Source organism: Actinomadura sp. NPDC049753 (assembly GCF_040674655.1).
Lineage (GTDB): Bacteria > Actinomycetota > Actinomycetes > Streptosporangiales > Streptosporangiaceae > Spirillospora > Spirillospora verrucosospora.
The window spans coordinates 1-6,368 of sequence record NZ_JBFARL010000311.1; the positions used below are offsets into that span (position 1 = coordinate 1).

6 protein-coding genes are annotated in these 6,368 nt (G+C 76.2%); 3 read left to right on the forward strand and 3 right to left on the reverse strand.

All coding sequences use genetic code 11. The features are described 5' to 3' along the window. Positions 1–187: 187 nt before the first annotated feature. The 3 genes from AB0K37_RS39455 to AB0K37_RS39465 are packed head-to-tail and all read left to right on the forward strand — an operon-like array spanning position 188 to position 3,374. Positions 188–1,117 (forward strand): ATP-binding cassette domain-containing protein, encoded by a 930-nt coding sequence (locus AB0K37_RS39455; protein WP_363990587.1) that lies wholly within the window; start codon positions 188–190, stop codon positions 1,115–1,117. After that, entirely contained in the window at positions 1,114–2,568 is a 1,455-nt protein-coding gene (locus AB0K37_RS39460) for an ABC transporter permease subunit (protein WP_363990589.1), read from the forward strand. Before AB0K37_RS39455 ends, AB0K37_RS39460 begins: the two co-directional genes overlap by 4 nt. Beyond that, positions 2,565–3,374 (forward strand): ABC transporter permease subunit, encoded by an 810-nt coding sequence (locus AB0K37_RS39465; protein ID WP_363990592.1) that lies wholly within the window; start codon positions 2,565–2,567, stop codon positions 3,372–3,374. Before AB0K37_RS39460 ends, AB0K37_RS39465 begins: the two co-directional genes overlap by 4 nt. Before the next feature lie 3 nt (positions 3,375–3,377). Here the strand turns inward: AB0K37_RS39465 and AB0K37_RS39470 are convergent, their stop codons facing one another. From AB0K37_RS39470 to lnt, 3 genes are all read right to left on the reverse strand, one after another. Continuing rightward, positions 3,378–3,914: an FxsA family protein gene (locus tag AB0K37_RS39470; protein WP_363990595.1), complete on the reverse strand. Its 537-nt coding sequence runs from the start codon at positions 3,912–3,914 to the stop codon at positions 3,378–3,380. A 91-nt stretch (positions 3,915–4,005) separates the two neighbouring features. Then, the gene (locus AB0K37_RS39475) at positions 4,006–4,752 is read right to left on the reverse strand and encodes a polyprenol monophosphomannose synthase (protein ID WP_363990598.1); all 747 of its coding nucleotides are present in this window, start codon (positions 4,750–4,752) and stop codon (positions 4,006–4,008) included. A 5-nt stretch (positions 4,753–4,757) separates the two neighbouring features. Continuing rightward, positions 4,758–6,305: an apolipoprotein N-acyltransferase gene (gene lnt / locus AB0K37_RS39480; protein WP_363990600.1), complete on the reverse strand. Its 1,548-nt coding sequence runs from the start codon at positions 6,303–6,305 to the stop codon at positions 4,758–4,760. Positions 6,306–6,368: the final 63 nt, after the last annotated feature.

The following is a 6,368-nucleotide window of genomic DNA, read 5'->3' on the forward strand; positions in this document are numbered from 1 at the left end:
GCCGGCCGCCGGCCACCGCGCCCGCCCGGCGGTCCCGTCGCTGTCGCCCACGGACGCCATTGTGGCGCGGACGGCGCCGCGGCGGCGTCCCTCCCGCGGGGGACGCCCGCTCCCCCGGCCCGCGCCCGCCAAGACTGCTCCCGGGCGTGACGACCCCCGGCGGCGGCGCTCCGTAGTCTCCCGGTCCATGGAGGCAACCATCGAAGTACGGGCCCTGCGCAAGCGGTACGGGCCCACTCTGGCCGTGGACGACCTGTCGTTCACGGTCGGCCCCGGGCAGGTCACCGGGTTCGTCGGCCCGAACGGCGCCGGCAAGTCCACCACCATGCGGATGATCATGGGGCTGGACCGGCCGGACGGCGGGACGGCGCTGGTCGGCGGCCGGCCCTACCGGTCGCTGCGGACGCCGCTGTGCCGGCTCGGGGCGATGCTGGACGCGTCCGCGGTCCATCCGGCCCGCCGCGCCCGCGACCACCTGCTGTGGCTCGCGCACGCCAACGGGCTGCCGTCCCGGCGGGTGGACGAGGTGATCGGGCTGACCGGGCTGGCGAGCGCGGCCCGCCGCCGGGCGGGCGGGTTCTCCCTCGGCATGCGGCAGCGGCTCGGGATCGCCGCGGCGCTGCTCGGCGACCCGCCGGTGCTGATGTTCGACGAGCCGGTCAACGGCCTGGACCCGGAGGGCGTCACCTGGATCCGGGGGCTGCTGCGGTCGCTGGCCGCCGAGGGGCGCGCCGTGCTGGTCTCCAGCCACCTGATGGGCGAGCTGGAGGGCGGCGCGGACCATCTGGTGGTGATCGGGCGGGGCAGGCTGATCGCCGACACCAGGGTCGCGGACCTGCTGGAGGCCGCGTCCGGCGGCCGGGTCGAGGTGCGCACGGCCGAGCGCCGGGAGGCGATGACCGCCCTGGCCCGCGCGGGCGCCACGGTGGCGGCGTCCGGGCCGGACGCCGTCACCGTCACGGGGCTGGCCGCCGAGCGGGTCGTCGCGGTCCTCACCGAGGCCGGGGTGGGGTTCAGCGGGGTGGGCGAGCACCGCGCGTCGCTGGAGGAGGCCTACATGGAGCTGACCCGGGACGCGGTCGAGTTCCAGGCCGCGCAAGGGCGGGAGTCCCGGTGAGCGCCCCAGGGACCGCCGCGGTCGCGCCGTACCGCAGCACGGTCCAGGACGAGGCCCGCGACGGGTTCGGGCGGCTGCTGGCCGCCGAGTGGACCAAGCTCCGCACCGTCCGGCGCTGGATGCTGGCCCTGCCGGCGTCGGTGCTGCTGACCGTGCTGGTCGCGCTGCTGGCGGCGGCGGGCAGCCAGTCCACCCGGTCGGGCGGCGGAGCGCCCGACCCCGCGCTGCTCAAGATCACCGACATGGGCCACTACACCTACCTGCCGCTGGCGGGGGACGGCACGGTCGTCGCGCGCGTCACCTCCCAGGAGGGCGGCGGCGCGTGGGCCAAGGCCGGCCTGATGGTCAGGGGGAGCGCGCGGGCGGGCGCCCCGTACGCGGCGCTGGCGGTGACGCCGGGACACGGCGTCCGCCTCCTGAGCGGCTACAAGGAGGGCGGCGCCGGCGGCGGGACGGGCGCGGTGCCGCGCTGGCTCAAGCTGACCCGCGCCGGGACGGACGTCACGGGCTACGCCTCGGCCGACGGCCGCGACTGGCGCCGCGTCGGGTCCGTCCGGCTGAAGGGGCTGCCGCGGACGGCCCTGGCGGGCGTGTTCGTGGCCGCCCCGGACAAGGTCGAGGTGCGGCGGATGTTCGGCGGGGAGAGCGTCTCGGGGGAGCCCTCCGCCACGCGGGCGGCGTTCGACCAGGTGGCGGTGGCGCCGGCGCAGCCGGGCGCCGCCTGGCGGGACCGCGGCGGCCTGAGCGGTCCGGCGGCCGACCCGTCCCTGGACGGGCGCACCGGGTCCGGAGGGACGATCACGCTGAAGGGCGTGGGGGACATCGGGCCCAACGCGTTCGCCGACGACGTCACCATGACCACCCTCTCCGGCGCGCTGATCGGACAGGTGGCGATCGTGACGCTGGCGGTGCTGTCCGTGACGGCGGAGTACCGGCGCGGGACGCTGCGCACGACGTTCGCGGCCGCTCCCCGGCGCGGCCGGGTGCTGGCGGCCAAGGCGGTCGTGGCGGGCCTGGCGTCACTGGCGGCGGGGCTGGCCGCGTCGTTCGGGTCGGTGCTGCTCGCCGGGCCGGTGGAGCGCTCGCACGGGCTGGCGGTGCCGCCCCTGACCGACGGCGCGGTGCTGCGCGCGGTCGCCGGGACGGGGGTGCTGTTCGCCGTGATCGCCGTGTTCTCGCTGGCGGTAGCGGTGATCGTGCGGCGCGGCGCGCCCGCGATCACGATCGTGCTGCTGCTCCTGCTCGTCCCGCAGATCGTGGCGACCGGGCTGCCGCTGTCGGCCGCGCGGTGGCTGGAGCGGCTCACCCCGGCGGCCGGGTTCGCGATCCAGCAGACCGTCGACCGCTTCGACCAGTCGATCGACCCGTGGGCGGGACTCGGGGTGCTGTGCGTGTACACGGCGCTCGCGCTGGCGGCGGCCGCGCGGCTGGTCGCGAGGCGCGACGCATGACCGGCCGGGAATGGACGGGCCTGCACGCGCTGCACGCCGAGTGGACGAAGCTGCGCACGGTGCCGAGCACCGCGTGGCTCGCGCCCGCCCTGGCGGTGCTGGTCGCCGCGGTCGGCGCGGCGGTGACCGGCACGGTGGACACCGCGCACTGCACGGCGCCCGCCGGGTGCGTGGAGGACACGCCGAAGCTGGCCCTGTCGGGCGTGCAGCTGGGGCAGGTGGCCGCGGTGGTCCTCGGTGTGCTGGCCGTCGGGGGCGAGTACGCCACGGGGACGATCACCGCGACGCTGGCGGCGGTGCCGGGACGGATCACCGTGCTGGCCGCCAAGGCCGCCGTGGTGGCGGGGCTCGCCGCCGCGGGCGGGACGGCGGGGGTGCTGGCGTCGCTGGCGGCCGGGCGGGGCGTCCTGCCCGGCAACGGCTTCACGGCCGAGAACGGCTACCCGCCGCTGTCACTCACCGACGGCCCCACCGCCCGCGCCGCCGCCGGGACCGTCCTCTACCTGGTGCTGGTGGCCCTGCTGGCCCTCGGCGCGGGGACGGTGCTGCGCGAGCAGGCGGTGGCGATGGGCGCGGTGCTGGCGCTGCTGTGGATCGCGCCGGTCATCGTCCGGCTGGTCGGGGACGAGGAATGGCGTGAGCGGCTGGAGAGGCTCTCTCCGATGACGGCGGGGCTCGCCGTCCAGGCGACGCGGGGCGTGGAGAGGCTGCCGATCGGGCCGTGGGAGGGGCTCGGCGTGCTGGCCGCCTACACGGCCGCGGCGCTGCTGGCGGGCGGCGCCGCGCTCGCCGTCCGCGACGCCTGAGGGTCAGGCGCGCGACGTCCGGTCGCCGTGCTCGTCGACGGCCTCGTCGTCGTGGACGACCTCGCCGCGGACCACCGGTCCCGGCGGGGTCTCGACGCGTCCGGGCCCCCGGCCGAAGGGGTCGAACCCGGCGGCGCCGGGCGGGAACACGGTGGCGGCGCGCTCCTCGGCGGCCCGCATCCGCCGCGCCGCGAACGCCGACAGGGCGCGGCGGACGAGCGGTCGGGTGAACGGCAGCACGAACACGAGCCCGACCAGGTCGGTGACGAAGCCGGGGACCAGCAGCAGCACGCCGCCGGCCATGACCAGCGCCGCGTCCGCGACCTCCCGGTCGGGCAGCACCCCGCGCCGAGCCGTCTCCTGCAGGGCCCGCCACGCACGGCGGCCCTCCCGGCGGACGATCCACGCGCCGAGCGCGGTCTCGGCGATCAGCAGGCCGACGGTGGGCCAGGCGCCGATCACCTCGCCGACCTGGATCAGCACGAAGATCTCCAGGACCGGCACCAGCAGGAACGCCAGGACGATCAGCAGCGGCAGCATGGCTCCATCTTCGGGGTCGTCGGAAAACCTCTCCCCCGGTTCAACGCCGGGACGGCCCCGTTCGTTTCCCCGTACGCCCCCCGCGCGCGCCTCAGCCCGGGTCGCGGATCTTGCCGATGCGGTCGCTCATCCCCCACTGGGTGATGCGCAGCGCCGCCTCGGCCATCACGTCCCGGCTCATCTTGCTGGTCCCGTGGACGCGCTCGACGAAGGTGATCGGCACCTCGACCACGCGCAGCCCCTGCCGCAGGGCCCGCAGCGCCAGGTCGATCTGGAAGCAGTAGCCGCGCGAGTCGACCCCCTCCAGCCCGATCTTCTCCAGCGTCGCGGCGCGGAAGGCCCGGTAGCCGCCGGTGGAGTCGTGCAGCGGGATGCCGAGCATCACGCGGGCGTAGGTGTTGGCGCCGCGCGACAGCGCCTCGCGCCGCTTCGGCCAGTTGCGGACCCGGCCGCCGGGCACCCAGCGGGCGCCGATGACCAGGTCGGCGTCCTCCAGCGCCGACAGCAGCCGCGGCAGCTCCTCGGGCTGGTGGGAGCCGTCGGCGTCCATCTCGACCATCACGTCGTAGCCGTGCTCGGCGGCCCAGCGGAACCCGGCGATGTAGGCGGGGCCGAGGCCCTCCTTGCCCTTGCGGTGCAGCACCTTGATCTGCTCGTCCGCGGCCGCCATCGCGTCGGCGGCCTCGCCGGTCCCGTCGGGGCTGGCGTCGTCCACGACGAGGACGTCCACCGACGGGACGGCCTCGCGCACCCGCCCGGCGATGCGCTCGATGTTGTCCCGCTCGTTGTACGTCGGGATGATCACGAGCACCCGGCCGAGCCCGGCTGGGATCTCCATCGGCGTCAATTCCCCTCGTTCTTCCTGGCTGTCCATGCCGCCGCGCAGACCGCGCCGAGCCCGAGCAGCGCCAGCGCCCACTCCGGCGCCTCCCCCAGCCGGTCCGACGCCGTCCGCGCCGTGCGCGCCGGGACGGACGCGACCTGGACGGCCGGGACGAACTCCCGGGACCGGTCGACCATGCGGCCGTCGGGGGCGACGATGGCGCTGATCCCGCTCGTCGCGGCTACCAAGATCGTACGGCCATGTTCGACCGCGCGCAGCCGCGACATGGCGATCTGCTGGGGCGGCAGGCTGGTCTTGCCGTAGGTGGCGTTGTTGGTCTGCACGACCAGCAGGTTCCCGCGCGCGACGTCGCGAACCTCCTTGTCGTAGGCGACCTCGAAGCAGATCACGTCGCCGATGTCCACCGGCCCGAGCTCCATCACGCCGGAGCGGTCGCCCTTGGCGAAGTCGCGGGGGATCCGCTCGAACCGGGTGATCAGCTTGGTCAGGACGTCGCGGAACGGCAGGTACTCGCCGAACGGGACGGGGTGCCGCTTGACGTAGTAGTCGCCCGGGCCGGTCGAGGGGTCCCAGACGATGCCGCGGTTCTCGACCTTCTTCCCGTCGGGGGTGTCGGTGAGGGCGCCGACGAGGACGGGGACGCCGATGTCCTTCACCGCGCCGTCGATGGCGGTGTAGGCGTCGGGCTCGGTGTAGGGGTCGAGGTCGCTGGCGTTCTCCGGCCACACCACCAGCTCCGGCTTGGCGACCCGCCCCGCGCGCACCCGCGCGGCCAGGTCGTGGGTGGCCTTGACGTGGTTGTCCAGCACGGCCTTGCGCTGGCCGAGGAAGTCCAGGCCGAGGCGCGGCACGTTGCCCTGGACGACCGCGACGGTGACCGGGCGGCCGTCGGCGGGCGTGGGGATCAGCAGCCCTCCGCCGACGACGGCGCCGACCGCGGCCAGGCAGACCGCCGCGGGGAGCAGCGCCCGGCGGGTTCCGGGCCGCTCGTCGACGTCCCCTTCCGGGGAACGGGCGGCCTTGGACCGGGCGCGGTGGACGGCCACGCCGGCGCAGGCGAGGAGCCCGCCGATCAGGGCCGTCAGGAACGTGACCAGGGGCGCGCCGCCGAAGGACGCGTACGGGGTGAGGGGCGTGGCGGTCTGGCTGAAGGCGAGCCGCGCCCAGGGGAACCCCCCGAAGGGGACGCGGCCGCGGATCAGCTCCTCGCCGACCCACAGCGCGGCCGTCCAGACCGGCCAGCCGGGAAGCCGGGTGACCAGCGCGATCCCGGCGCCCAGCGGCAGGAAGTAGGCGGCCTCGACGAGGCTGAGGATGATCCAGCCGTCCGGGCCGACGCGGGAGATCCCCTCCAGCGCGGGCACGAAGAACGCGGCGCCGGCGAGGAACGCGAGCCAGGCGCCGGTGCGGGCGGACCGGCCGATCAGCACGAGGGTCAGCAGCGCGACGCCCACCGGCGCGAGCGGCGTGAGGTCGAACGGGGGGAAGGCCGGCCACATCAGCAGCCCGGCCGCTGTGGCGACCCCGGTGGCGGAACGGGCGGCGATCCGGGAGGCGGAACGGGGGGCGACCCCGGTGGCGGAACCGGTGGCGGACCGCTGGGCGGAACC

Bases quoted from the DNA above. Each gene is read 5' to 3' on its own strand.
- AB0K37_RS39455 (WP_363990587.1), top strand. From the start codon at position 188: ATGGAGGCAACCATCGAAGTACGGGCCCTGCGCAAGCGGTACGGGCCC.
- AB0K37_RS39465 (WP_363990592.1), top strand. From the start codon at position 2,565: ATGACCGGCCGGGAATGGACGGGCCTGCACGCGCTGCACGCCGAGTGG.
- AB0K37_RS39470 (WP_363990595.1), bottom strand. From the start codon at position 3,914: ATGCTGCCGCTGCTGATCGTCCTGGCGTTCCTGCTGGTGCCGGTCCTG.
- AB0K37_RS39475 (WP_363990598.1), bottom strand. From the start codon at position 4,752: ATGGAGATCCCAGCCGGGCTCGGCCGGGTGCTCGTGATCATCCCGACG.